The following is a 25,461-nucleotide window of genomic DNA, read 5'->3' as shown; positions in this document are numbered from 1 at the left end:
CAGCGCATGCCGGGGCGACGTCGGGATCACGTCATTTTTATGGAATCAGTAGCTGCCGGGCGGGGGCTTCCAGCCCGGGGGCGGTGGCGGCGGTGGCGCATAGCGCTGCACCGGTTGGGGCGGCATCATCATGTCGCCGCGAACCGGGACACGATTGCCGGCCGCATACATGCACTGAACGTAGGCCTGATCATAGCGGCTTTGGGTGACGTATGCAGACGATTGCGCGTTGCCCATGCCGACGGCACTCCCGGTGAGCAGGCCCGCGCCGGCGCCGATGGCCGCGCCAGAGCTTCCGCCGAAGGCTGCGCCGGCGGCCGCGCCGATGGCCGTGCCGAGGACGGCGCTGCCGATGGCGCTGTTGTTGGCAGCGGTGGCGGTATCGAGTCCGCCGTTCTGGCCTGAGGCGTATTGGCGGCAGTTGAAATCGTCGCGACGGAACTGGTCGAACGATTTACCGGTGCCGGGTAACGCCATGAGACTCGGGCCGGTGGGGACCACGGCGCATCCTGCGAGCGTCGCGGCGGCGATGACGATGGCCAGCGGCGCGGTGAGACGTTGCGCGCGCCGCTTGCGTCCGGTGGCGGGCGTTGCTTGGGGCGATTGAGGCGAGGCAACCGACCGATGACGCGCTCGGGAGACTGACGATTCGAATGACATGGTGCGTCTCCCGATCAGTTCGACGCCGGTTGCGCGGGCACTTCGCGCCATCCGGCCGGACACGTTTTCACGTAGGGGTAGTAGGCGCCGGCCTTGTCGCAGTAGTACCAGGTGTCGCTGTTCGCGCCGGACGGGTCGCCTTGGGCGCCGGGTTGCGGTTGTTCGATGTACTGCTGCGGCTGGCTGGGAACGACGACAACGGGGGGGGCGTAATACGGCGCAGGTGGATAGTAGGGATAGCCGTACGGGTAGTAGCCGGGGCCGACCCAGACACGCACACCGCCGCCATGCCAGGCGAGCGCGCTGCTGCTGGCCATGGCAGCGGCCACGGCGACGACGCCAAAGCCGAGGACAACAGGAAGACGTTTCACGACACTGACCTCGAAATACGAACGCCGGGCGCGGTGGATTCCGCCTCGCGTACGCGTGTCGTCAACGAGGGGAATGTGACCCGACGAGACGCAACGCCGCCCGGGAGTTGATGATTTCCAGTCTAGGCCCGTCGCCCCGACGGAGCAATTACGACGCCTGTGAGAAGTGTTTCAAAGCATTACGTTTTCTATGGGACGGCACGACGATGGGATCCATCTGACGCTCGATGGTGGCGATGCTGGTCGCTGCCAAGCCTCCACCCGGCAGGGGCACATAGCGATACGTATTAAGGTGCGGTTGCAGCACGAGATCATCGGTGAGGGTCATGAATGAAGTCATTCTCCCCACTCCATCCATATCGGCGTCAGTTTATCCATTGCCGCGAAACCCTCGCAGCTTTCCGCAATGAACCGATGAAAGGGGGTATTGAATTGGCGATTCCCCCGTTTGTGTCATTCGATTGCCCTGTTTACAAAACTCGCCCAAAGCCCCCATCACTTCCCAATACAAAACCGGCTGAAAATCACCCCGAGCAGATCGTCCGATGTGAACTCGCCGGTGATCGTGCTGAGTTGCTCCTGCGCGAGGCGCAACTCCTCGGCGAAGAGATCGAGCGCGCTTGCGTTGCGGCGAGCATGTGCGTCCGCCATCTCGATATGGTCGCGCGCCGCGCGCAGTGCCGAGAGATGTCGTTCACGGGCCAGAAACACCCCTTCATTGCCCGCTTGCCAACCGGCAATCTTGAGCAGCTCCGCGCGCAGCAGATCGATCCCCTGCCCGCCCTTTGCCGATAGCCGCACGCCGAGCGGCGCCGCGCCCTCTTTCGGCAACACCGTCGCCGGCTCGCCCGCCAGATCCGTCTTGTTGTACACACGCACGATGGGCACATGCTTCGGCAATTGCTTCGCGATGACCTGGTCTTCCGGCGTCATGCCGGTGCGCGTGTCGAGCAAATGCAGCACGGCGTCCGCCTTCGCGATCTCGCTCCAGCTACGCGCAATGCCGATGCGCTCGACTTCATCCTCCGTTTCGCGCAAGCCCGCCGTGTCGATGATGTGCAGCGGAATGCCGTCGATCTGAATCGTTTGTTGCACCTTGTCGCGTGTGGTCCCGGCAATCGGCGTGACGATGGCCAGCTCCGCACCGGCCAGCGCGTTGAGCAACGACGACTTGCCCACGTTCGGCTGCCCCGCCAGTACCACGTTGATTCCCTCGCGCAGCAACGCCCCCTGCCGCGCTTGCGACAGCACCCGCGCCAGTTGCGCGCGAATCCGCTCGAGCTGCCCAAAGGCATCGGCTGCCTCCAGAAAGTCGATTTCCTCTTCCGGGAAGTCGAGCGTCGCCTCGACCAACATGCGCAGATGAATCACCAGATCCACCAGGGAATGAATTTCGCGCGAGAACGCGCCGTCGAGCGACCGGCTCGCCGAGCGCGCCGCAGCCTCGGTGCTCGCTTCGATCAGATCGGCCACGGCCTCCGCTTGCGCGAGATCGAGCTTGTCGTTCAGAAACGCGCGATGCGTAAATTCGCCCGGCGTCGCCAGGCGCACGCCCAGTTCCGCCCCTTCATCGAGACACCGCTGCAACAGCAGCTGCAGCACGATTGGTCCGCCGTGACCCTGTAACTCCAGCACGTCCTCGCCCGTGTACGAATTCGGGCCGGGGAAGTACAGCGCGATGCCGCGATCGAGCGCCTCGCCGGTGGCATCGAGAAACGGCAGATACGACGCATGACGCGGCTTGAGCGGCTGCCCGACCAGACGCGCGATCACACGCTGCACGGCGTCGCCGCGATGCTTGCCGAAGGACACCCGCACCACGCCGATCCCGCCGCGTCCGGGGGCGGTGGCAATGGCAGCAATCGGGACGGCGGAGACAGTGGCGCTCATGGCACGGTTCTTTGAAAATCAGAGGCTTATTTTGACATGCACCAAACAAAACCGCCCGCGAGAGACTCGCGGGCGGCTGTGTCAGTCAGACGGTCGGACCGGAATACGTCAGGCCGCCTTCTTTTCCTTCTTGTTGCCGAGCATTCGGTTGATCGACCATTGCTGCGCAATCGACAACGAGTTGTTGACCACGTAGTACAGCACCAGGCCCGAGGGCAGGAAGAGGAACATGAACGAGAAGATGAGCGGCATGAACATCATCATCTTGGCTTGCATCGGATCCGGCGGCGTCGGGTTCAAACGCGTCTGGATGAACATCGACACGGCCATCAGCACCGGCAGGATGTAATACGGATCCTGCGTCGAGAGGTCATGAATCCAGCCCAACCACGGCGCACCGCGCATTTCCACCGACGAGAGCAGCACCCAGTACAAGGCAATGAACACCGGAATCTGGATCACGATCGGAATACAGCCGCCGAACGGATTGACCTTCTCGGTCTTGTACAGCTCCATCAGGGCCGCGTTCATCTTCTGCGGATCGCTCTTGTAGCGTTCGCGCAGTGCCTGCATCCGCGGCGTGATTTCCTTCATGCGCGCCATCGACTTGTAGCTCGCGGCCGACAGCGGGAAGAACACCAGCTTGATGATCACGGTCACGGCAATGATCGCCCAACCCCAGTTGCCGATCAGCCCATGCAGCTTCGAGAGCAGCCAGAACAGCGGCTTGGCGAGGATCGTGAAGTAACCGTAGTCCTTCGTCAGCTCCAGGCCGGGCGCAATCTGCTCGAGCATGTGCTCTTCCTGCGGACCGGCGAACAAGCGCGCATCGACCGTCTCGCTGCCACCGGCCGGAATGCTCGCGAGCGGTTCTTTCACGCCCACGCGATACAGGCCGTTGTCCAGCTTGCCGATGTAGTTGTCGCGCTTGGCGCCTTCCTTCGGAATCCAGGCCGTGGCGAAGTAATGCTGCACCATGCCGATCCAGCCATCGCTCGACTGCTTGACGTACTTCGCCTTGTCCTTGTCGATGTCGCTGAACGTGATCTTCTGGAACTTCTCGTCGCTGCTGTAGACCGTCGGGCCCGTGAACGTGTGCGAGAACTTCGCGCCGCTGATCTCACGGCCGTCGCGCACCAGTTCCATGTACAGCGTCGGCTGAATGGCGGCGTCGGACTTGTTGACGATCGTGTTCGACACGTCGATCACGTAGCTGCCGCGATGGAACGTGTAAGCACGCACCAACTGCAGGCCGCCCTTGACCGGCGATTCGAACTTCACGGTCAGTGTGTCGCCCGTCATCGTGGTCGGGCCCGGCACCTGCGTGAAGATGTCGTTGTGGTTCGGGAAGTCGCCGCCGATCAGACCCGTGCGAGCGTAATACTGCTGGCTCGGCGTGTTGTCGAACAACACCACGTGCTTGTCGGCCTCGGTGGCGTCGGGCCATTGCTTGAGCGCCAGGAACGACACGGTGCCGCCTTGCGCGCTGATGTCGGCGTCATAGACGTCGGTCGTGATGCGGACATTCTGCGCAGCGGCAGCGGCCGGTGCGTTGCCCGGGGCACTCCCCGCCGCGGGCGCCGCGTTGGCACCTTGTGGCAGGTCGTTGGCCGGCGTCGGACTTCCGCCCTTGGCGGCCGGGGCGGAGACCTCGGGCGTCGGGAAGAACAGCGACGAATGGCCATTGGCGCGTTGCCAGTTGTCGAAAAGCATCACGACAGACAGCGCGAAAATGACCCAGAGAACGGTGCGTTTGATGTCCATGCGGTAACTCGTGGTGGACGAAACTCAGGAATGGCCCGGCGCGCGGCGCGTAACTGCCGATGCGGCCGCAGGCCCGGACGAGACCGTCTGTCTGGCTCTCGACGTACCGCTTCCGGCGGCCGTATCGGCGGCGCCTTGGTCGGTGTTATCGGGAGCGTGACAGACGTGTCGAGCCGGCGGTACAGGATCGAAGCCGCCGGGGTGAAACGGATGACAGCGACATAGACGCCGGGCCGCGAGATAAGTGCCGTAACCGGCACCGTGTTCGACGATGGCCTCGCGTGCGTAGTCGGAGCAGCTCGGATGGAAGCGGCAACGGTTTCCCAGCCAGGGACTGATCACCAGCTTGTAACCGCGCAGGAGCAACAACAGCACGCTTCGCATCTCGATTCCGCCTGTCAGTCCGGCCGAAGTGGCCGGTTGGGCGGCGCATGCCCGGGGTCGGGCGCTACCGTGTAGGACTCACTACCTTCTGTCTTGGCGTCGGTCGTGCGGCGCTTGCGGGCGGCTTTCTCTGCCGCGTCGAAGAGCTGCGCGAATTCGGCCTGGCACAGTGTATTCAACACTGGCGCGGCCGCCGCCGTGTACGTTCCCTTGTCGAAGCGCCGGGTCAGTCGCAGCACGAAGTCCCAGCCGGCCAGCGCGGTGCGGCGCTGGCGAAACATCTCGCGCGCCTGACGCTTGATCAGGTTGCGAGTGACCGCGCGGGGCGCGTGCTTCTTACCGACGACAATACCGATGCGGCCCTCATGAGGCGTGGCATCGATATCGACAAGGGCGTCCGGCGCAGACTCGCGCCAACGCATATACAACACGAAGTGCGCGCTGCGGCGCAAAGGACGCAAACTAAAAACGGATGAAAACTCATCCGTTTTGAGAAGTCGCGCAGCTTTGGGAAACCCCATTGCCGGGACTTCGCGCCTTGCGGATTTGACGCGCAAACCGCGGTACGACCGAGAACCGCGATTAGACGGCCAGGCGCTTACGGCCCTTGGCGCGACGAGCGGCGATGACCTTGCGGCCGCCACGGGTCTTCATGCGAACCAGGAAGCCATGGGTGCGCTTGCGGCGCGTCACGGAAGGCTGAAATGTACGTTTCATGATGCACTCACTGTGTGAAAAAATTCCCGCGCAGCAGCATCGTGAAACGCCACATGGACACCGTGAAAACCTGCAAATTCAAGGACTTTCACGCGCGGCCCAGCCGTCGGGAGTTGGATAGAATCCGGTTATCTTTCTAACGAACCCGCTATTTAATCGGCTTTTCCGTTGTGTGTCAATAGGTTAGCCATGACATGCGATACGCCGGTACGCGACCGGCACCGTCGCCGGCGGAGATCCGCCAGCCAGCGGCCTTCCGGCGGTCGATGATGGCTGAAATCGCTTGAATTGCTGATTTCTGCCGATAGGGAAACACCTGACGAAGAAGATATCCCGTCGGTCGCGGCAAATCGTCGTATTTGCTGGGCATTTATGCAGGGACGGCGCGAAGTCAGGCGGGTTAACGCGGCCCGCCCGCCCGGAGACGCCGGCGCTGTGGGCATTCCTGTGGATAACTCGCTTTGCCAACGCTTTGGCGGTAAAATCCCCCATCATTTTTTTTCCCAGCAGAGTACCGGTGACGCCGCCATGTGGACAGCGCGCCGGGTTTTGTCGTCTGCGCGCGCCGACACCGGCCGTACGCGCGAGGCAAAACCCGAACGCAGCGCCATGGTTCGTGGTTTGCCGGGTGCCTGCAATGCGCCGCCGGTCTGACTCGACCCCGGCCGGTCGTGCCCGTCCGAGCGTTGCTCTGGAACGGGATCGCCGGCTTGGTTTGCGACGTTCTGCCCCCATGTCTGATGTATCGGATAGTGGGTGGCATGAGCGTCGGCCGAACGAGTCGGACGAGCGCCCGCGCCACCTGGATACGCCCTGCATGAATGACTTCTGGCAACACTGCGCGACACGTCTCGAACAAGAGCTGACGCCCCAGCAATTCCGTACCTGGATCAAACCGCTGGCGCCGCTCGACTTCGATGAACAGGCGCGCACGCTCAAGATCGGCGCACCCAATCGCTTCAAGCTCGATTGGGTGAAGAGCCAGTTCTCCGGGCGAATCCAGAGCATGGCGTCGGACTTCTGGAATGCGCCGATCGAAGTAACGTTTGTGCTCGATCCGAAGGCTGGCATGCGCGTGCCTTCGTCGACCCCCGCCCCCCCGCCTGCGCCGAGCGCGGCGCCTGCCCCGGCGCCCGTTGGCGGCGCGCGTGCGAATCCGGCCGTGGCTGCGTCGCAGGCTCCCGCGAACGGCGGTCGTGGCGCCGATTCGGCGTCGCTCGACGGTGAGCGCCCCGATCTGGAAGCGAGCGAGGCCGACGCGGTGCGCCGCAATTGGCGGGTGACGCCGCAAGAGCCGGTGCAATTGGGAGAAGTCGAGTCGATCTACGAGCGCTCGAAGCTCAATCCCGTGCTGACCTTCGACAATTTCGTGACCGGTAAGTCGAATCAGCTCGCGCGCGCCGCGGCGATCCAGGTCGCGAACAATCCCGGCACGTCGTACAACCCGTTGTTCCTTTACGGCGGCGTCGGCCTGGGTAAGACCCACTTAATCCACGCCATCGGCAACCAGTTGCTGGCCGAGAAGCAGAATCCGCGCATCCGGTACATCCATGCCGAGCAGTACGTGTCCGACGTGGTCAAGGCCTACCAGCGCAAGGCATTCGACGAATTCAAGCGCTACTACCACTCGCTCGATCTGTTGCTGATCGACGATATTCAGTTCTTCTCGGGCAAGAGTCGTACGCAGGAAGAATTCTTCTATGCCTTCGAGGCGCTTATCGCGAACCGTGCGCAGGTGATCATCACGAGCGACACGTATCCGAAGGAGATCACCGGCATCGACGACCGGCTGATTTCGCGCTTCGATTCCGGGTTGACGGTGGCCATCGAGCCCCCCGAGCTGGAAATGCGTGTGGCCATTCTCATCAAGAAGGCGCAGGTCGAGGGCGTGGGGCTGTCGGAGGACGTGGCGTTCTTCGTCGGCAAGCATCTGCGCTCGAACGTGCGTGAGCTGGAAGGCGCGCTGCGCAAGATCCTGGCTTACTCGAAGTTCCACGGTCGCGAGATCACCATCGAACTGACGAAGGAAGCGCTGAAAGATCTGCTGACGGTTCAGAATCGTCAGATTTCTGTCGAAAACATCCAAAAGACCGTGGCCGATTTTTACAATATCAAGGTCGCGGACATGTATTCGAAAAAGCGCCCGGCCAATATTGCACGACCGCGGCAGATCGCCATGTATCTGGCGAAGGAGCTGACGCAGAAGAGTCTGCCGGAAATCGGCGAACTGTTTGGCGGGCGCGACCATACGACGGTGCTGCACGCGGTACGCAAGATCGCAGAAGAGCGCAGCAAGGATGCGCAGCTCAATCATGAGTTGCACGTGCTGGAGCAGACGCTCAAGGGGTAAAGCCGGGCGGATGCGCGGGGTGGCGGGCGGGGTCGCCGGCATCCCTGTGGATAAGCGGGGGGCGGTTTGGGGGAAACTGGCGTTTTCGGGCACAATAGCGGGTCGGCGCACAAAGCGTCCCCGGTTCGTCCACAGCGTTTTCCGCCCTGTTATCCCTTCTGCAAGCACTTGATCGATAAGGGAATCTTCGGGTTTTCAGCAGAAACTGGCACCCGTTAACAGTTACTACGAAGGATAAATATGCAATTGGTCAAAACTCAACGAGACAATCTGCTGCGGCCGCTGCAAATTGTGAGTGGCATCGTCGAGCGTCGCCACACGTTGCCGATCCTGGCCAATTTGCTCATTCGCAAGCACGGACAGGACATTTCCTTCCTGTCGACCGACCTTGAGTTGCAGATCACGACCACCGCCGACTGCGGTGCCGGCGCCGATGACGTGGCGACGACCGTGGCGGCACGCAAGCTGCTCGACATTCTGCGCAACATGCCCGACGCCGAAGTGGCGCTGTCGCTCTCGGACAAGCGTCTGACGGTGCAGGCGGGCAAGAGCCGTTTCCAGTTGCAGACGTTGGCGGCGGAAGATTTCCCGACGGTGGCCGAGGCCAAGGACTACGCCGCGAGCTTCTCGCTGCCGCAGCGTGCGTTCCGCCAACTGTTGGGCATGGTGCACTTCGCGATGGCGCAGCAGGACATCCGTTACTACCTGAACGGCATGCTGCTCGTGGTCGAGGGCGAGAAGATCGAAGCGGTCGCAACGGACGGTCACCGTCTGGCGTACTGCAACACGACGATTGCCGGCGAAAAGTTCGCGCGTCAGGAAGTCATCATTCCGCGTAAGACGATTCTCGAATTGCAGCGTTTGCTCGAGGACATCGACGATCCGGTGAAGATCGACGTGGCGCCGAGCCAGGTCAAGTTCTGCTTTGCGAACGTCGAATTGGTATCGAAGCTGGTCGAGGGCAAGTTCCCCGATTTCAATCGCGTGATCCCGAAGGGGTATAACAAGAGCTTCGTCATCAGCCGTGAAGAGTTGCATCGTTCGTTGCAGCGTGCGGCGATCGTCACGTCCGACAAATTCAAGGGTGTGCGTTTCCTGGTCAGTGACAACCTGTTGAAGATCAGCGCGAACAACACGGAAAACGAAGAAGCGCAGGAAGAGATCGAGATCGATTTCACGGGCGAGTCGGTGGATATCGGCTTTAACGTGACGTACCTGCTCGACGTGTTGTCGAACCTCAAGGTCGAACAGGTGAAGGTGAGTCTGGGCGATGCCAATTCGAGCGCGTTGATCACCTTGCCGGACAACGACGAATTCAAGTATGTCGTGATGCCGATGCGCATTTGAGCGGATATTCCGCCGTACGCGCCGTTACATGCGCGAAGGGGCCGAGCGCCCCTTTGGCGTTTCTAGAGAATTATCCTTTTGCGGGATAAGCCGCCTTTGCGGCGCCGATGGCGCGCGGAGGGGGCAGGTCATGAAGCAGTAATTCGTCAGTTAATGACGCAGTAACCGGAAGATTGTCATGAGCGAACAGCAAAAGCAGGCCGATAGCGGCTATGGTGCAGCCTCCATCCAGATCCTTGAAGGTCTGGAGGCTGTGCGCAAGCGTCCCGGCATGTACATTGGCGACACGTCGGACGGCACGGGCCTGCATCACCTGGTATTCGAGGTGTTGGACAACTCGATCGACGAGGCGCTTGCCGGTTACTGCGACGACATCCACGTGATCATTCACGCGGACAATTCGATTTCCGTGACGGACAACGGTCGCGGCATTCCCACGGGGATCAAGTTCGACGACAAGCACGAGCCGAAGCGCAGCGCGGCGGAAATCGTGATGACGGAACTGCACGCGGGCGGCAAGTTCGACCAGAACAGCTACAAGGTGTCGGGCGGTTTGCACGGTGTGGGCGTGTCGTGTGTGAACGCATTGTCCACATACCTGAAGCTCACCGTGCGTCGCGACGGCAAGAAGCACTTCATGGAGTTCCACCAGGGCGTGCCGCAGAACCGCGAGCTTGAGGTGATTGACGGCGTTGAGACGTCGCCGCTGAAGCTGCTGGGCGACACCGACAAGCGTGGCACCGAGGTGCACTTCCTCGCGGACGAAACGATCTTCGGCAAGGTCGAATTTCATTACGACATTCTCGCCAAGCGTATGCGCGAGCTGTCCTTCCTGAACAACGGTGTGCGTATTCGCCTGACGGATCTGCGCACGGGCAAGGAAGACGATTTCGCGTTTGGCGGTGGCGTGAAGGGCTTCGTCGAGTACATCAACAAGACAAAGACCGTCTTGCATCCGACGATCTTCCACGTCACGGGCGAGCGCGACGGTATCGGCGTGGAAGTTGCGATGCAGTGGAACGACAGCTACAACGAGACGGTGCTGTGCTTCACGAACAACATTCCGCAGCGAGATGGCGGCGCGCACTTGACCGGTTTGCGTGCGGCGATGACGCGCGTGATCAACAAGTACATCGACGAGAACGAGCTGGCGAAGAAGGCCAAGGTCGAGACGACTGGCGACGACATGCGCGAGGGTTTGACGTGCGTGTTGTCGGTGAAGGTGCCGGAGCCGAAGTTCTCGTCGCAGACGAAGGACAAGCTGGTGTCGTCGGAAGTGCGTGCGCCGGTGGAAGAGTACGTGGCGAAGGCGCTCGACGAATTCCTGCAGGAGACGCCGAACGACGCGAAGATCATTTGCTCGAAGATCGTTGAAGCGGCGCGGGCGCGCGATGCGGCGCGCAAGGCGCGCGAGATGACGCGTCGCAAGGGCGTGCTCGACGGCGTGGGTCTGCCGGGCAAGCTGGCGGACTGTCAGGAGAAGGATCCGGCGCTGTGCGAGATCTACGTGGTCGAGGGCGACTCGGCGGGCGGATCGGCGAAGCAGGGGCGCGACCGTAAGTTCCAGGCGATTTTGCCGTTACGCGGCAAGGTGCTGAACGTTGAGAAGGCGCGTTTCGACAAGCTGATTTCGAGCGAGCAGATCGTGACGCTGATCACCGCGTTGGGTTGCGGCATCGGCAAGGACGACTACAACATCGACAAGCTGCGTTATCACCGCATCATCATCATGACCGATGCTGACGTGGACGGCGCGCACATCCGCACGTTGTTGCTGACGTTCTTCTACCGTCAGGTGCCGGAGCTGATCGAGCGGGGTTACGTGTATATCGCGCAGCCGCCGCTGTATAAGGTCAAGCACAACAAGGACGAGCGTTACATCAAGGACGAAGGCGAGCTGGCGCAGTACATGTTGAAGCTGGCGATGAACAATGCCGAGCTGACGCCGTCGACGGGGGCAGCGCCGATTGCTGGCGATGCGCTGGGCGAGTTGACGCGCAGCTACCAGTTGGCCGATGGCGTAATCGATCGTCTGAGCCGGATTTACGAGGCGTCGGTGTTGACGGCGGTGACGGAAGGCGTGGAGATCCAGCTGGACAACGAGGAAGCGGCGAAGCGCACGGCTGCGGCGTTGCAGGCGGCGCTGAGCGACGATCCGTTGGCACCGGAGATCACGATTACGGCGGTGATGGAAGACGTCGAGAATGCGGAGCCGGTGGCGGCACTGCGTGTGGAGCGTCGTCATCATGGCAACGTGAAGCTGAGCGTGATCGACCAGGGCTTCCTGCAAACGGCGGACTATGCGCAGTTGCAGAAGACGGCGGAGACGTTCAAGGGCTTGATCGGTGAAGGGGCGACGATTCGACGTGGCGAGAAGTCACAGTCGGTGTCGAACTTCAAGGCGGCGATGAAGTGGCTGATGGCGGATGCGGAGCGCAACGTCTCGAAGCAGCGTTATAAGGGGCTGGGTGAGATGAACGCGGCCCAACTGTGGGACACCACGATGGACCCGACCGTCCGCCGCTTGCTGCGCGTGCAGATCGAAGACGCAATCGCTGCGGATGGGATCTTCACCACACTGATGGGTGATGATGTCGAGCCGCGTCGCGCGTTTATTGAGTCGAATGCGTTGCGGGCTGGGAATATTGATGTCTGATGTTGTCAGTAGACGTAGGGCGCCAGAGTAAGTGCGACTGGCGCCACAGTTTTGCGACTGTGCGACTGAGTTTCTGCAATTGGCCTATCGAGGCAGGGGAGGTACCGCTCGATGTGCCTGCTCCGGAAACAAGTTTGGGGCCGGAATCGCAGTGGAATCATGGCCAAATGATGCTGCTAGGTGCCACCGCGTTCGCAATGCGAAGGTAGTGAGTTTGGTTCTCATCCACTCCATCAATAAAATTAAAGGGTTACAGGTGATTTTCCTGTAACCCTTTTTCGTTTCTGTCGCCGTGATGTTCGAAACGTGCGGCAAGCTGGACACTTTTTCTACATTTGCCGTGGGAATGGCTAGGATCCTCGACTGGCGTGAGTCGGTCGGTCGTTAAGGTGCCACGTGCGTTGCATAGACGGTTGCCCGCCCAGCCGTTCTCGCGTGTGGCGATCGAACCACCAGTGCCAAAGCCGCCCTGCCGTCACGTCCAGCCCAATCGTCTGTCATTGCCCCTTTCCATGGGCTGCAGGTTGGCCAGAGCGGTCAACTTATCCAGAATCGGATTTTCAATAGTCGGTGTAACCCTTTTCTCCCGGTGTGTAGAAGGTAGCGAAATCAGGTGCAACCCATTCCTGCCCCGACTTCAGCTTGGCTACCAGATCCGGATTCGAGATAAACGGGCGACCAAAAGCCACCAGATCGCCACGCTCTGCGTCGAGATCCGTATCTGCTCGGGCAGCATCGTAGCCACCGGAGAGAATGTATTGCCCGTTGAACGCGGCACGGAGCTTGGCTTTTAACTCAGGGCTGACTTCAGGCGCCCCCATGGCGCTGTGATCCACGATGTGGATATAGAGTAGGCCGAGCGCATTCAACTCGTCGATCAGACGCAGGTACACGTCATCCATCTCGGCATCCGGCGTTTGGGCATTGAAGACGCCGTACGGCGAGATGCGTATGCCAACGCGCTCTGCACCAATGGCGGCGACGGTCGCCTTGGCGACTTCGACCGCGAAGCGGATGCGGTTCTCCACCGAACCACCCCAGCGGTCGTGGCGCTGATTGGACGCCGTATTGAGGAATTGGTCAATCAGGTAGCCGTTGGCTGCATGCAGCTCGACGCCATCGAAGCCTGCCTGTATGGCCAGTTTGGCCGACGACGCATATTCGGCGATGCTTTGTGCAATATCCGCTTCGCTCATTTCGCGGGGTACGGGATGCGGCTGCATTCCGTCGGTGTCGGTCCACATCTCGCCGGGAACGGCGATTGGCGACGGAGCCAAAACGCCGGCGCCGGCCGGCATGTTCGCGGGGTGGCTGACACGCCCGGTGTGCATCAATTGAACAAAAATCCTGCCGCCGGCTTGGTGGACGCCATCAGTCACCGGTCGCCAGCCCTGTACCTGCGCTTCGTTGAACAGTCCGGGGATGCGTGGGTAACCCAGACCGTTGGGCGATGGCGAGGTGCCTTCGGTAATGATCAGTCCGGCATCCGCTCGGAGGCGGTAGTACTCCGCCATCAGTTCATTGGGCAGGTTGCCGATTGCCCGGCTGCGCGTCAGCGGCGCCATGACGATTCGGTTCTTCAGTGGCAGGCTGCCGAGCTGGGTAGGCGTGAATAACATGTTGTTCATTGAAATTTCGTTGGCGTGGGGTTCACGTTCAGTCTATCTGGATGAGGCGCTAAGGCTTGTGGCTGATATCGTTCAGCCGCATGGGCCTGTCGAATATCCGACACCAGCCCTTGACGCGCACCATCCAGCGCATCCCAGCGCTCGGCGACATGAAGCGGAGGTATCGTGACCAACTCGCGACGGTCGAAACCGACCAGTGCAGCATCGACCAGTTCGCCGACTTCCATCACCTCGGGGAGGGTGTTGATATCAATGCCGGCACGCTCCCAAATCTCGGTGCGCGTCGATGCCGGCAGGACCGCTTGCACGTAAACGCCCTTCGGGGACAGCTCCAGGTGCAGACCCTGTGACAAAAATAGAACGAAGGCTTTGGTCGCTCCGTAGATCGACATGCCGAACTCGGGCGCGAAACCAACCACCGAACCAATGTTGACGATTGAACCCGTACCGGACTGCGCGAGGCGCGGTGCGATCGCCGCAGCGAGCCGCGTCAACGCGGTGGTGTTGAGCGTGATCTGGTGTTCGATGGCCTCAGCGGATTGCTCCAGGAAGCCCCCCGATTGAGCCATGCCCGCGTTGTTGATCAAGACGCCGATACGCGCGTCATTCCGCAGCCGAGTTTCAAGCACAGACAAGTCCGCGCGGCTTGTAAGGTCGGCTTGCAGCACTTCGACGGCCACATTGCTTTCCTCATGCAAGCGTATTGCCAGCTTTTCCAGGCGCGACTTGTCGCGCGCAACAAGGACGAGGTCGTGGCCACGGCGGGCGAAGCGCTCGGCGTAGGTGGCGCCGATGCCGCTGGAGGCGCCGGTGATGAGGACGGTCGGACGTGTAGTCACGGATTTTTCCTTTGCATTAATTGTGCTGGTGGTGGGGAAGGGAAACACAGCGCCCGTCACATCTTGACCACGACCTTGCCCTTGGATCGTCCTCGGGCGAGGTACTCAAGCGCCTGCTTGGCCTGCTCGAACGGAAACACCTTGTCGATCACCGGCTTGATGCGCTGAGCTTCGAGAAGTTTGCCGATTTCTGTGAGTTGGGCGCCGTCGGGGTGCACGAAGAGAAATGAGTAGGTGACATCCCGCCTTTTCGTGAGACGCATGATTTTGCGGCTCATCATTCCGAATACGAACCGTAGAACGAAGTTCAAGCGCTTGGCACGAGCGAATGCAGCGTCCAGCGGGCCGATGAGCGAGACGATCCTGCTTCCCGGTTTGAGGATGGAGATGGATTTTTCAATCGCGTCACCTCTGACGGTGCCAAGCACCGCGTCATAGCCGCGCAGCACGTGCTCGAATTCCTGCTTCTTGTAGTCGACCACCTCGTCTGCACCGAGGCTACGCACCAGTTCGACGTTGCCCGTGCTGACGGTGGTGCCCACCTTGGCGCCAAGGTGCTTCGCCAACTGGATCGCAAATGTGCCAATCCCGCCGGATCCCGCAGGAATGAACACCTTTTGGCCGGTCTGAAGATTGGCGCGTTCCTTCAACGCTTGCCACGAAGTGAGGCCGACCATCGGGATCGACGCGGCTTGCACGAAGTCCAGATTGGTCGGCTTCGGCGCTGCAGCGCTCTCCGGCACGACGGCGAATTCGGCAATCGACCCTGTACCAATGTCGAAGATGCTGGCGAAGACGGCGTCGCCTGGCTTGAAGCGGGTCACATTGCTGCCAACTTCAGTCACCACGCCAGCCAAGTCGCTACCCAGTGTGGCCGGAAACTGAAAATGCAGAACCGGTTTGAACGTCCCGGTCGGAATCATGTTGTCAATCGGGTTCAGACCGGCGGCGCGAACCTGTACCAGCAGTTCATCGCTCTTTAGCGTGGGCCGGGGTACCTCGGCGAGCCCGATCTCGGGCGATTTGCCATAGCGCTTGAAGGTGAGTGCTTTCATGGTTTGATTTTTCATCCTTGGCGTTTCGTTCTTATCTGTTCGGTTCAGTCGGCGAGGAAGTCCAGCACCGCGGGCACAAAGGCCAGGTGATGCTGGAAAACGCCTCCGTGCCCGGAATCCGGGTAAATCGTGAGCCGGGCATTCGGCAGCCGCCGGGCCAAGTCGGCCGACAGGCTGCTGCCGACCATCAGGTCGTTGTCGCCGTTTGCCACGAACACAGGCTGTTTGATGGCCGATAGATCGTCGGGCGTGCTCAAGCCCCAGTGACGAATTGCCTTGAGTTGAGCAAGACGAGCCTGAAGCGAGATCGCCTTATCGCGGTCCTTGGTCCGCGCCTTCAGTCCGGTGACGTAGTCTCTCGCGGCGCGCTTTCCCGCTGGGGTGCGGGGGAAAAACAGGAAGTTCCTCGCATCGCTCCATGTCAACGCCGCCTTGATGTAAGCAAGCACAGCGACTTTGGTGACCTCGTCGATGCCACCGCCGCCCCGTGGGCCTGTGCCCGCGAGAACCACCCGTCGAACGAGATCGGGTGCTTGCAGCGCCACGGTCTGCGCCACGCCACCACCCATCGAGAACCCGAGCAGATCGACTTTGCCGAGTCCCAGGGCACGGATGAACGCGATGGCATCGCGGCCCATTTCGTCGATGGTGTGTGGCACCGATCCTCCCGAGGCGCCGACCCCGCGATTGTCGAAGGCGATCACCCGACGCTGAGCGGCGATGCCGTCGATAACACGTGGGTCCCAGTCGTCGAGTACGGCCATCAGGTGGTGCAGGAGGATCATCGGCACGCCGGATTCGGGGCCGAGTTCCCGATAGGCGAAAGCCACCCCGCCAACGTCAATCGCGCGGGTCGGGACATCTTTCCATTTCACGTTGCCCATCGGCCGCGCCGTCACGGTGGCGCCGATGCGAGAAGATGCTCCGGCTACCGGAGCGGCGCCTGAATTGTTCCTGCTCATCAATGAAATCTCCGTGCCGGGTGGATTGCTAGTCCCTAAAGTGTTAGTATCGAATTGATAGTAACAATACTACCAATTTGAGACTAAGTCACTATCAAAATAGTATGGACAAGCAAAATTGTTGCAATAACCCCTGCCCGATTGCGCGCAGCCTAGCCGTCGCGGGAGACGCGTGGAGCATATTGATCCTGCGGGACGCCCATGCCGGCCTTACCCGCTTCGACCAGTTCCGGAAAAGTCTGGGCATTGCGCCGACGATGCTGACCCGCCGGCTGGCGGCACTGACGGAGGAGGGGCTGCTGGAGAAGCGGCGCTACTCGGAGCACCCGCCACGCGAGGAGTATTTGTTGACCGCTGCCGGTCGCGACTTTCTGCCGGTGCTGTTCATGATTGGTGAGTGGGGGCGCCAACACCGGGGTGGCGGCAAGCTAATCCGTTTCTTCGACAAGGAAACGGGCACCGAAATTAGAGCCGTCGCCGTGGATGAGGTCACCGGGGCGAAGATCGGCACTCGTCCCATGCGCATGGACACGCCGGACGAAAGCTGAGAGGTGATCCGACCGAGACCTGCCCATTCGCGGGTTCGCAGCTCAATTGCGATTCCGACGCGAGAAAGCATTCAATCGCTTGAGCGAACCCAGATCACTCACCTCAGCCCAGCAGCTCGACCATCACGACGTCAGTGTCGCTGATCGCGTTAATCAAAACCTCGGACTCGCCCGTCACGAGAGCGCCATCGCGCGGTTCAAGCCGTGCCCCCGCAATGTCGATCCGACCGTGGTCGGTTACGAAATAAGCCGCCTGCGGTGAATCCAATGCAACGCGCATCGATAGCCCTTCGCGCAGCGTCGCGATCCTTACGCGCGCATCGGTATCGATCGGCAATGCACCTGCTCGCACGTCGGCCGGATCACCGCTCGCGAGGGTCACGAACCGCCCGTCGCGTTGCGCCTTCGAACAACTCCCCATCGCCCAGTGCGGCGTCCCGCCTGGCGCACGCGGCTGCAGCCAGATTTGAAACATCCGCGCCGGTGCGTCTTCGTCGTTGCGCTCGGCGTGATGAATGCCCGTACCGGCATGCATGGCTTGCACGCTGTCCACCACGAGACGGGCGCGATTGCCCGCATCGTCCTCGTGCGTGACCGCGCCCGAACGTACCCACGTGACAATTTCAATATCGCGATGAGGATGAAGCCCGAAGCCAGAGTGCGGCGCGACTTCGTCGTCGTTCCAGACGACCAATGGCCCCAGCGGTCGATGCGCGAGTTGTCCAAGATTGCCGATGCGAAAATGCAACCGAGCGCTCAGCCACTCGCGCGAGAGTGTGCCCAATGAAGTAAAGGGCCGATGTTCAGTCACGATGCAGCCTCCAAAGGAGGCCGACTGCGCCACGCGATGTGGGCCGTCGGCCTCGACGCCTGTTTCGTTCAGATCTGCTGTTGACCGCCGTCGACGAACAGCTCGGCCCCATTCACGAAGCTTGCGTCGTCGGAGGCAAGAAACAGCGCAGCGCTTGCGATTTCCTCCGGCTCGCCGAGACGTGCCAGCGGGATCTGCGCGGCAAGGTAATCGGCCAGACCTTGGCGTTGCGCGGCGTCGTCGCCAGCCAGATCGAGCAGACCGGGCGTGCGGGTCGCACCCGGGCTGATCGTATTCACGCGGATCCGGCGCGGCTTCAGGTCAAGAATCCAGCTGCGGGCAAACGCGCGCACCGCCGCTTTCGACGCCGAGTACACGCTGAACGCCGCGGTACCCGAGCTGCCAGCCGTCGAGCCGGTCAGGATCACTGACGCACCGTCGGCCAACAGCGGCAGCGCCTTCTGCACCGTGAACAACACGGCCTTCACGTTGCGATCGAATGTTTCGTCAAAGTGCGCCTCGGTAATCTCGCCGAGCGCGAGCATCGAGCCGCCGCCAGCGTTCGCGAACAGCACATCGAGACGGCCGTGCGCCTCGCTGATCTGCGCGTAAAGCGAATCCAGCTCGTCCAGCTTCGTCGAGTCGACGCGCAGGCCGGTGGCCGCGCCGCCGGCGTCACGGATCGATGCGACGGCCGCATCGAGTTCGGCCTGACGGCGACCGGTCAGATAGACGTGCGCGCCTTCGGCGGCAAAGCGTTGCGCGGTGGCCAGACCGATGCCGCTGGTGGCGCCGGTGACGAGGGCGATCTTGTGGTCGAGCTTGCGTGCCATGGTGTTGCTCCTTCGGTGTGTTGGGTCGATCGGTGGCGCCGGTATGCGGCGTTCGCGGCGGGTTGTTTGCTGCGATGTAAGGAGAATATCGATGGCTCGACCTTTTCGAAATAGAATGCATTGCAAATCAACGTTGCAAATTTGAAATGATGGGGAATCATGTCGAAGCTGCCTGATTTCGAAGGGCTCGCGATGTTCGCCAAGGTGGCCGAGGAAGGCTCGTTCGCGGCCGCAGCGCGGGAGATGGGGGTGTCGGTCGCCACCGTGTCGCGCGGCGTCGCTCGTCTGGAGGACCGCCTGGGCGCACGGCTGCTCAATCGCACGTCGCGCCAGCTCGCGCTGACCGAGTTCGGCAGGACGCTGTGCGAGAAGGCTGGCGAGATCTATCGGCAGGCCGAGGCCGCGGAAGGCGCCGCCCGCGAATTGTCGGTGCAGCCTCGCGGGCTCGTGCGACTGGCGGTGCCCATGTCGTTCGGGCTGAGGTGGGTTGCGCCGCTGATGCCGGAATTCTTCCGCCGCTATCCAGACGTGCAAGTCGATCTGCATCTGGCCGATTCGACGGTCGATCTGGTCGCCGAAGGGTTCGATGCCGCACTGCGAATCGCCGCGCTACCCGATTCGGCGCTGGTTGCCCGGCGTCTGTGTGCGGTCACGCAATATGTCGTCGCGTCGCCCGCCTATCTGGCGCGCGAGGGACGGCCGGTGCATCCGCGTGAGCTTGTGGACCGGCCCTGCATGTCCTATGCGTATCGCGCGCGCAGCGATGTCTGGCGCTTCACCAACGACGCTGGCGACGAGGAACCGGTGATGCCGAACGGCCCGCTGCGGGTGACCAATTCCGATGCGCTCCTGCCGATGCTGCTGGAAGGGCTCGCCATCGCAGAGCTGCCGGAATTCATCGCGGGCGAATATCTGAGCGACGGGCGGCTCGAGGCGATCCTCACCGACTGGTCGTTGACGAAGGGCGGCCTGTACTTCGTCACACCGTCTGCGAGGGCGCGGCCAGCGAAGGTGAGCGCGTTGTCAGACTACCTTGCCGAGCACCTGAGCGAACCGACCTGGCGATGGCCGAAGTAATCACTGTGCATCAGCCAATGACGTCATTGCGATAATGCGACGACAAGTTTCAATCACTTCTGCTCTGGCCCAGATATAGCTGAGCAGATCACCTCGGCCCCGATGAGGCGCAAGAGATGGGTTTCGCTTGCGGCTCAGAGATCGAGCACCAACTCCGCTGATTTCGCGCGCGATACACAGACCATGATCTGCGTCTCCTCCTCGTCGTCGCGCAACACGAGATCCCGATGATCCGCCTCGCCTGAGCACAGCCCCGTCTTGCATGAACCACAGGTGCCGCTTTCGCACGAACTCGGCACGCGAACGTTTGCGTCGCGCAACACGTCGAGGATCGAGCGGTTGGCGGGAATGTCGAACGACGTACCGGTGCGGGCAAGCCGCACGGTGAACGGCGTGTTCTCGCGCGTATTCGCGTTGCTCGCACCGAAGCTCTCGAAGTGAACGGTGCCCGACGGCCAGTGACCCGTCATGTCCCGCACGGTGTCCATCAGCGCCTGCGGGCCGCAGCAGTACACATGCGCTGACTTTGGCCGCTCGAACACAGGCCAGAAGTCGAACGCTTTCGACGGATCGCCGTGATCGTGGTGAATCGTCACGTCCGAGCGCCACTCGTCGCTGCTGAGTTCATCGACGAACGCCGTGCCTTCCGGATCGCGGGCGAGGTAGTACAGCTTGAACGAGCGCAGGCCCTCCGCTCGCAACTGTCGCGCCATCGACAGCATCGGCGTAATCCCGATGCCGCCTGCGACGAGAATGAACGACTTTGCCCGTTCGTCGAGCGGAAATTCATTGCGGGGCAGAGATACATCCACGTCGTCGCCCTCTGCCGTGTCGTCGACGAAGCTCATCGAGCCGCCGCGTCCGTTGCTGTCACGCTTCACCGCGATGACGTAACGATCGCGCTCCTGCGAGTCGTTGCACAGCGAATAGCTGCGTCGCAAACCGTTGGGGGCCACAACGGTCAAGTTCGCGCCCGCCTCGAACGGCGGCAACGGCGCGCCCTGCGGGTCGGTCAGATCAAAGCGCCAGATGTCACGGGCGATCTTCTCCTTGCCCGCAATCTTCAGACGAAGAAAGCCGTCTTCCTGGGGTGTCGTCATATCTGTCTCCTTCTGGCCGATCCGGCGCTGCGCTGCCTCAACATGAATCGTATATTATTACTAGATCTCTAATTTATCAAGTCAAGACGCGCGACGCTTCGCGACCTTACTCTCGGTATAAACCCGTGCTTGCCAGCGACAAAAAGCCGCCGTAACCTTAAGATTAGAAATCTAATTATGTGATGGGGGAACGCCTGTTCCAGCCGGCATCACAAATGAAATTCGGAGACATTGAGACATGGCACATTCAACGTTGCACTCTGGGGACGTACCCCTGCCTGCCGTAGCCGACTCGGCGGCCGAGGAGGCGACTTACCGCAAGATCACGCTGAGGTTGATGACCTTCCTTTTCTTTTGTTGGGTCCTTAACTATCTCGACCGCGTCAACGTCAGCTTCGCGCAATTGCAGCTGAAGCACGATCTCGGTATGAGCGACGCCGCTTACGGCCTTGGGGTGAGTCTGTTCTTCATTGGCTACATCCTGCTAGAAGTGCCGAGCACGCTCTTGCTCCGTCGCATCGGCGCCCGCAAGACCGTCACGCGAATCATGCTGTTGTGGGGGGGCATCTCCACTGCGATGGCGTTCATGACCGCTCCGTGGCAGTTCTACCTCGCCCGAACACTCCTCGGCGCGGCGGAAGCGGGCTTCTGGCCCGGGATCATCCTCTATCTCTCGTACTGGTATCCGGCCAAACGCCGTGCTCGCATCACGTCGCGATTCTTGCTGGCGATTGCGGTGGCGGGGATCGTCGGCGGACCGCTTTCCGGCTACATCCTGCAAAACTTCATGGACGTCTGGGGTTTTCGCAACTGGCAGTGGCTATTCTTTCTCGAAGGATTGCCGGCTGTGATTGCAGGCGTCGTTGCGTATTTCTATCTGATCGACAGACCGCAGGAGGCCGCGTGGCTGACCGATGAGCAAAAGCGTCTCGTCATTGGCGCACTGGAGGAAGAAAGCCGCAGCAAGCCGCACGACGCGCCGAGCAATCTGCTCGCCGCACTGCGCGACCCGCGCGTGTACGTGATTGCTGCAGGCTGGGCCACGGTGCCCATTTGCGGGACCATCCTTAACTACTGGACGCCGACGATCATCAAACAGGCAGGCGTCTCCAACCTGTTGCAGATCGGCTTCATGTCGGCCCTGCCTTACATCGTCGGCGCCGTTGCCATGTTGTTCATCGCGCGCAGCTCGGACCTGCGCCTCGAGCGCCGCTGGCACTTCGTCAGTGTGACGACAGCAGGCGCGGCAGGCGCTGTGCTCCTCACCCTGGTCACGCATAACTGGCTCGCTGCGATCGGATGCCTGAGTCTCGTCTCGATCAGTTATTTCGCGGCCGCAGCGATTATTTGGACTATCCCGCCGACGTACCTCAAAGGCACGGCCGCCGCCGGCGGTATTGGTGTGATCAGCAGCCTCGGGCAAGTTGGCGCCTTCTTCGCGCCTATCGTGCTCGGCTGGGTGAAGAGCGTAAGCGGCAGCTTTTCAGCGGGCATCCTGCTGGTCGCATTGTTTACGTTTGTAGGCGGCATCGCCGTGCTTCTGGGGGTTCCGCGCGAGCGGCGAGCACCGTAACGCCCGACGCAGGGTGCGACACCAGGATTTTTCATTGTGAGAAGGGAACAGGAATGAGCAAGCTTCAACTTTCCATCGCCGTGGGCAACTACGACCGGATGCGTCCGCTGATCGACGGCGACGTCCAGATCGACGGCGTGGACCCGGTGTTTATGTTGCAGGATCCGGAGGAGATTTTCTTTCGTGCGTTCCGCCATGCCGACTATGACATTTGCGAGCTATCGCTCAGCAGCTACTCGGTGAAGACGGCGGCGGGCACGTCGCCGTACATTGCCGTGCCGGTCTTCCCGTCGCGCGCGTTCCGACACAGCTCGATCTACGTGCGCGCCGATCGCGGCATCAACCGGCCTGAGGATCTCAAGGGCAAGCGCATTGGTGTGCCGGAGTATCAACTCACGGCCAACGTGTGGGTCCGAATGTTCCTGGAGGAAGAGTACGGCGTGAAAGCCTCGGACATTCGCTGGGTGCGCGGCGGCTACGAAGATCCCACGCGCGTGGAGAAAATCGCACTCAAGCTTCCCGAGGGCGTGGTGCTGGAAAACGCACCAGAGGGCCGGACGATTTCGAACTTGCTGGCCGAGGGAGAAATCGACGGCGTGATCGGACCGCGCGCACCGTCGTGCTTCGACCGCGGACATCCGCAGGTGAAATACCTGTTCGAAGATCCGCAGCAGGCCGCCGCGGAATGGTATGAGCGGCGAAAGCTGTTCCCGATCATGCACACGCTCGGCATTCGCAAGTCGCTCACGGAGCAGCATCCGTGGCTGCCAGGCGCCATCGTCAAAGCGTTTGAGAAATCGAAGGAGATCGCGCTCGCACGCCTGAGCGATACCTCGGCAACCAAGGTGACGCTGCCATTCATCGAGGACCAGTTGCGCAACGCGCGACGACTGATGGGCCACGACTTCTGGTCGTACGGCTTCGCGGAGAACGAGAAAGTGATCGACCGCTTCCTCGCCCAGCACCATGCGGAAGGGTTGTCGAGCCGCCGTGTGCAGCCCGCTGAACTGTTTCACCCGGCAAGTCTGGAGAGCTTCAAGATCTGAGGTCCCGCCTCGCGGGTTCGGTCGCCGCCGCGCGCGAACTCCCGCCGTACCCGTCTGCTGTGGCTCATGCGCCGGATTCGGCGATATGATTGCCGTATGTTTGGTTATTACGGGATGAGGAAGGTATGGCAACAGCACGCTCCCTTGGCAAATCCGGGGCACAAAGCACAGATCCCATTCTCCGGCACTGGCGCGAGGCGGTGCCCGACGATCGTCTCGCCCACCTGATCAAGGATGCAGCCCGCGCGATGGTGCGCGGACTGCAAATGCGCCTCGCGCAACATGAGGTGTCATTTGGCCACTGGGCTTTCCTGCGCGTGCTCTGGGTCAACGACGGGCTCACGCAAAAGGAGCTCAGCGACGAGACCGGAACCACGACGCCCACCACCTTCAGCGCGGTGCAGGCGATGGAAAAGCTCGGTTATGTCGAGCGTCGTTATGCCCCCGGCAACCGCAAGAACACGCACGTCTACCTCACGCCACGCGGCCGTAACCTCAAGAAAAAGCTCGTTCCGCTTGCAGAAGAAGTCAATGAGATCAGTGTTGACGGTTTAAAGGCGACCGAGATTAACGTCGCGCGCAAGGTTCTGCTGACGATCATCGAGAACATGGCACGCGACGAATCCGAGTCTAACGATCCGTCGCGTCGCATTCCGTCGACGCGCGAGGTAGGTAATCTCATCGCGGCACGCGCCGAAGCGTCCGAACACGATTGACGCGCAGCGCGACACTTCAGACCATTCCCAGCTGGCTATATTATTATAGATCTAATAATATTGGTGGCCGTGCCCACGCACGATGGCAGGCCACTGCATGCTGCTTTCCCGCTCAATAATACGGATACTGGAATGGATGAAATGACCCGCGCGGCGATGTTGCGCAACGTCCGCGATGCGCTTGCGGAAGATGTCGGCAACGCCGACTGGACGTCGCTGCTGATCAACCCAGACGCCTCAGCCGAGGCCGTCCTGACCGTGCGGGAGCCCGCACGGCTATGTGGCAGGCCGTGGTTTGACGAAACCCTCCGGCAGGTGGACCCGCGTATTGCGATTGAGTGGTTTGTCGGCGAAGGCGAAGGAATGCACGAAGGGCAGATCGTTTGCCGGATCACCGGTCCAGCCCGCGGCATGCTCGTGGCCGAGCGCACGGCGCTCAACTTCCTTCAGTTGCTTTCGGGTGTTGCCACCGAGACGAGTGCGATGGTGCGCATCGTCGAGGGCACGGCGGCGCGCATCCTCGACACGAGAAAGACGCTTCCGGGCTTGCGCCTCGCGCAAAAATACGCGGTGCGTATCGGCGGTGGCGAAAACCATCGTCGTGGCCTGTACGACGGCATCCTGATCAAGGAAAACCATATCGCGGCCGGGGGCGGCATTGCCTCGACGGTTCGGGCAGCGCAGGCTCTGGAGGCGGGCGTACCGGTGCAGGTCGAAGTGGAAACGCTCGCTGAGTTAAATGAAGCGTTGGCCGCGGGCGCCAAGGCGATTCTGCTCGACAATTTCTCGCTCGACGCGATGCGTGAGGCCGTGGATGTCACCGCAGGGCGCGCTGAGCTGGAAGTGTCGGGTGGCGTTACGGAGGACACCCTGCGCGCCATTGCGGAGACCGGCGTGGACCGCATTTCGTTAGGCAAGCTGACGAAGCACGTCACGGCGACCGATTTTTCGTTGCGCTTTGCAGCGTTCGCCGGATAGCGCAGTCGAGCGCATATACGCGCCCCGCAGAAGTCGGGGCCGTTGCCAGCGTTCCAGTTTTCCAACTGTCCGGAATGCCGCAGGCGCCGATAAAAAATCCCTCGTTTTAACTGTACTTGGCTCAGTTCAAAACGAGGGTAACAAGGGATCTTGCGC

24 protein-coding genes and 1 pseudogene are annotated in these 25,461 nt (G+C 61.4%); 10 read left to right on the top strand and 15 right to left on the bottom strand.

The window, feature by feature from the left end; genetic code table 11:
- Window positions 1-45: 45 nt before the first annotated feature.
- The 8 genes and pseudogenes from BGP02_RS22050 to rpmH form a co-directional block, all read right to left on the bottom strand.
- Window positions 46-660, bottom strand: a complete 615-nt coding sequence (locus BGP02_RS22050; RefSeq protein ID WP_017233881.1) for a YMGG-like glycine zipper-containing protein — start codon at window positions 658-660, stop codon at window positions 46-48.
- 14 nt (window positions 661-674) lie between these two features.
- Window positions 675-1,031, bottom strand: a complete 357-nt coding sequence (locus BGP02_RS22045; protein ID WP_017233882.1) for a hypothetical protein — start codon at window positions 1,029-1,031, stop codon at window positions 675-677.
- 148 nt (window positions 1,032-1,179) lie between these two features.
- Window positions 1,180-1,359 carry a hypothetical protein gene (locus tag BGP02_RS22040; RefSeq protein WP_026131941.1) on the bottom strand — a complete coding sequence of 60 codons (180 nt, stop codon included), beginning with the start codon at window positions 1,357-1,359 and terminating at the stop codon, window positions 1,180-1,182.
- 167 nt (window positions 1,360-1,526) lie between these two features.
- Complete coding sequence (mnmE, locus tag BGP02_RS22035; RefSeq protein WP_017233884.1) at window positions 1,527-2,921, bottom strand: tRNA uridine-5-carboxymethylaminomethyl(34) synthesis GTPase MnmE; 1,395 nt, start codon at window positions 2,919-2,921, stop codon at window positions 1,527-1,529.
- A 108-nt stretch (window positions 2,922-3,029) separates the two neighbouring features.
- Window positions 3,030-4,685: a membrane protein insertase YidC gene (gene yidC / locus BGP02_RS22030; RefSeq protein ID WP_017233885.1), complete on the bottom strand. Its 1,656-nt coding sequence runs from the start codon at window positions 4,683-4,685 to the stop codon at window positions 3,030-3,032.
- Window positions 4,686-4,859: 174 nt separating this feature from the next.
- Window positions 4,860-5,069 (bottom strand): annotated as a pseudogene (gene yidD, locus BGP02_RS22370) (membrane protein insertion efficiency factor YidD); the annotation flags it as partial.
- 14 nt (window positions 5,070-5,083) lie between these two features.
- Window positions 5,084-5,590: a ribonuclease P protein component gene (gene rnpA, locus BGP02_RS22020; RefSeq protein ID WP_083902298.1), complete on the bottom strand. Its 507-nt coding sequence runs from the start codon at window positions 5,588-5,590 to the stop codon at window positions 5,084-5,086.
- A 61-nt stretch (window positions 5,591-5,651) separates the two neighbouring features.
- Window positions 5,652-5,786, bottom strand: a complete 135-nt coding sequence (gene rpmH, locus BGP02_RS22015; RefSeq protein WP_010806664.1) for a 50S ribosomal protein L34 — start codon at window positions 5,784-5,786, stop codon at window positions 5,652-5,654.
- A gap of 288 nt (window positions 5,787-6,074) precedes the next feature.
- Between rpmH and BGP02_RS22010 the strand changes: the two genes are divergently transcribed.
- The 4 genes from BGP02_RS22010 to gyrB all read left to right on the top strand — a co-directional run bounded on the left by BGP02_RS22010 (window position 6,075) and on the right by gyrB (window position 12,139).
- Entirely contained in the window at window positions 6,075-6,440 is a 366-nt protein-coding gene (locus BGP02_RS22010) for a hypothetical protein (RefSeq protein ID WP_157211457.1), read from the top strand.
- Between the two features lie 163 nt (window positions 6,441-6,603).
- Window positions 6,604-8,136 (top strand): chromosomal replication initiator protein DnaA, encoded by a 1,533-nt coding sequence (gene dnaA / locus BGP02_RS22005; protein ID WP_261939530.1) that lies wholly within the window; start codon window positions 6,604-6,606, stop codon window positions 8,134-8,136.
- A 240-nt stretch (window positions 8,137-8,376) separates the two neighbouring features.
- The gene (gene dnaN, locus BGP02_RS22000; protein ID WP_017232945.1) at window positions 8,377-9,483 is read left to right on the top strand and encodes a DNA polymerase III subunit beta; all 1,107 of its coding nucleotides are present in this window, start codon (window positions 8,377-8,379) and stop codon (window positions 9,481-9,483) included.
- Between the two features lie 178 nt (window positions 9,484-9,661).
- Entirely contained in the window at window positions 9,662-12,139 is a 2,478-nt protein-coding gene (gene gyrB / locus BGP02_RS21995) for a DNA topoisomerase (ATP-hydrolyzing) subunit B (RefSeq protein WP_017232946.1), read from the top strand.
- A 560-nt stretch (window positions 12,140-12,699) separates the two neighbouring features.
- Here the strand turns inward: gyrB and BGP02_RS21990 are convergent.
- The 4 genes from BGP02_RS21990 to BGP02_RS21975 are packed head-to-tail and all read right to left on the bottom strand — an operon-like array spanning window position 12,700 to window position 16,623.
- On the bottom strand, window positions 12,700-13,758 hold the full coding sequence (locus BGP02_RS21990) for an alkene reductase (protein ID WP_286799318.1): 1,059 nt from the start codon (window positions 13,756-13,758) through the stop codon (window positions 12,700-12,702).
- Between the two features lie 5 nt (window positions 13,759-13,763).
- Window positions 13,764-14,606: an SDR family NAD(P)-dependent oxidoreductase gene (locus BGP02_RS21985; RefSeq protein ID WP_286799285.1), complete on the bottom strand. Its 843-nt coding sequence runs from the start codon at window positions 14,604-14,606 to the stop codon at window positions 13,764-13,766.
- A gap of 56 nt (window positions 14,607-14,662) precedes the next feature.
- Window positions 14,663-15,661: an NADP-dependent oxidoreductase gene (locus BGP02_RS21980; protein WP_286799284.1), complete on the bottom strand. Its 999-nt coding sequence runs from the start codon at window positions 15,659-15,661 to the stop codon at window positions 14,663-14,665.
- 44 nt (window positions 15,662-15,705) lie between these two features.
- Window positions 15,706-16,623: an alpha/beta fold hydrolase gene (locus BGP02_RS21975; RefSeq protein WP_353744125.1), complete on the bottom strand. Its 918-nt coding sequence runs from the start codon at window positions 16,621-16,623 to the stop codon at window positions 15,706-15,708.
- Between the two features lie 104 nt (window positions 16,624-16,727).
- Between BGP02_RS21975 and BGP02_RS21970 the strand changes: the two genes are divergently transcribed.
- Window positions 16,728-17,171: a winged helix-turn-helix transcriptional regulator gene (locus tag BGP02_RS21970; protein WP_261939474.1), complete on the top strand. Its 444-nt coding sequence runs from the start codon at window positions 16,728-16,730 to the stop codon at window positions 17,169-17,171.
- A gap of 103 nt (window positions 17,172-17,274) precedes the next feature.
- Here BGP02_RS21970 and BGP02_RS21965 read toward each other — a convergent pair whose 3' ends face one another.
- Entirely contained in the window at window positions 17,275-17,982 is a 708-nt protein-coding gene (locus BGP02_RS21965; RefSeq protein ID WP_286799283.1) for a pirin family protein, read from the bottom strand.
- A gap of 68 nt (window positions 17,983-18,050) precedes the next feature.
- Entirely contained in the window at window positions 18,051-18,815 is a 765-nt protein-coding gene (locus tag BGP02_RS21960) for an SDR family NAD(P)-dependent oxidoreductase (protein WP_017231437.1), read from the bottom strand.
- 159 nt (window positions 18,816-18,974) lie between these two features.
- Here BGP02_RS21960 and BGP02_RS21955 point away from each other — a divergent pair, with 159 nt between their 5' ends.
- Window positions 18,975-19,892: a LysR family transcriptional regulator gene (locus tag BGP02_RS21955; protein ID WP_286799281.1), complete on the top strand. Its 918-nt coding sequence runs from the start codon at window positions 18,975-18,977 to the stop codon at window positions 19,890-19,892.
- A gap of 134 nt (window positions 19,893-20,026) precedes the next feature.
- On the opposite strand, the gene BGP02_RS21950 is transcribed toward BGP02_RS21955, so the two are convergent.
- Window positions 20,027-20,992, bottom strand: coding sequence for a PDR/VanB family oxidoreductase (locus tag BGP02_RS21950; RefSeq protein WP_268567096.1), 966 nt, complete (start codon window positions 20,990-20,992; stop codon window positions 20,027-20,029).
- 238 nt (window positions 20,993-21,230) lie between these two features.
- Between BGP02_RS21950 and BGP02_RS21945 the strand changes: the two genes are divergently transcribed.
- From BGP02_RS21945 to nadC, 4 genes are all read left to right on the top strand, one after another.
- Entirely contained in the window at window positions 21,231-22,565 is a 1,335-nt protein-coding gene (locus tag BGP02_RS21945; protein WP_017231440.1) for an MFS transporter, read from the top strand.
- Window positions 22,566-22,618: 53 nt separating this feature from the next.
- Entirely contained in the window at window positions 22,619-23,611 is a 993-nt protein-coding gene (locus BGP02_RS21940) for a PhnD/SsuA/transferrin family substrate-binding protein (protein WP_017231441.1), read from the top strand.
- A gap of 125 nt (window positions 23,612-23,736) precedes the next feature.
- Entirely contained in the window at window positions 23,737-24,327 is a 591-nt protein-coding gene (locus tag BGP02_RS21935) for a MarR family winged helix-turn-helix transcriptional regulator (RefSeq protein ID WP_026131495.1), read from the top strand.
- A gap of 132 nt (window positions 24,328-24,459) precedes the next feature.
- Window positions 24,460-25,305 (top strand): carboxylating nicotinate-nucleotide diphosphorylase, encoded by an 846-nt coding sequence (gene nadC, locus BGP02_RS21930; protein ID WP_286799317.1) that lies wholly within the window; start codon window positions 24,460-24,462, stop codon window positions 25,303-25,305.
- The last annotated feature ends 156 nt before the right edge of the window (window positions 25,306-25,461 follow it).

Source organism: Pandoraea sp. 64-18 (assembly GCF_001899225.1).
Lineage (GTDB): Bacteria > Pseudomonadota > Gammaproteobacteria > Burkholderiales > Burkholderiaceae > Pandoraea > Pandoraea cepalis.
Note: the sequence above shows the minus strand (reverse complement) of the source record. Positions and strands in the feature narration are given on the sequence as shown.